This is a genomic window from Limnospira sp. (assembly GCF_051859755.1).
Taxonomy (GTDB): domain Bacteria; phylum Cyanobacteriota; class Cyanobacteriia; order Cyanobacteriales; family Microcoleaceae; genus Limnospira; species Limnospira fusiformis.
Genome location: NZ_JBIMLI010000387.1, coordinates 1 through 749 on the forward strand (window position 1 = coordinate 1; position 749 = coordinate 749).

Below are 749 nucleotides of genomic sequence, written 5' to 3' on the forward strand. Positions count from 1 at the left end.
AAAATTCTCAACAATCCTGAATCGAATCGGGAAGCTAATCAGGTTTCGATTCAAGAACAATTCCATCAAGAAATTGAACAAACCCCCGATGAAATTTTAGCGATCGCTTTAGAATTTCTACTATTTATGAGGTCTCGCGCCTCGGATTCATCGCGATCGACAGCAGCATCAATCCTTAAAACTCTGGAAAAAATTGGTCAATGGGAAGGAGATGACTTGGAGGAATGTTTAGAGTTAGTCCATACATCTCGTGGTCAATTATATATTTCCACTGATGACACAGATACTCAAGCATTGAAAGCAGACTAACAGATTATATGTATTTATTAGATACCAATCACTGTAGTTTAGCCATGAATCATCAACCGGATATTATGGCTAGGTTAGCAGAACTTTATCAGTCCCAAATTTGTACTTGTGTGATTGTACAAGCCGAGTTAATTTATATGGCGGAGAATTCTCGACAGCGAGACAATAATCTGAATCGGGTAATCGAGTTTTTGCAAAATATTTTGATTTACGAAATTGATTCAAAGACTGCCGAAATTTATGGCTCATTTCAAGCAGATTTGATGAACAATTTTGGACCAAAAGAGAAAAATAAACGCCGTAAAACTCGACTGATTGATATTGGAGTCAGTCAACACGACTTATGGATTGCTTCAATTGCAGGGCAACACAATCTGATTTTAGTTTCAGCAGATAGTGACTTTCAACGAATCCAAACGGTGCGGGATTTGACTGTGGAA

The 749-nt window shown here is 37.8% G+C and carries 2 protein-coding genes; both read left to right on the forward strand.

The window, feature by feature from the left end; all coding sequences use genetic code 11:
- The coding region (locus ACTIE0_RS24790; protein ID WP_439517069.1) for a hypothetical protein at positions 1-309 on the forward strand (309 nt) is incomplete at its 5' end.
- Positions 310-317: 8 nt separating this feature from the next.
- Positions 318-749, forward strand: a 432-nt coding sequence (locus ACTIE0_RS24795; RefSeq protein ID WP_439517070.1) for a type II toxin-antitoxin system VapC family toxin, incomplete at its 3' end; no start/stop codon positions are given.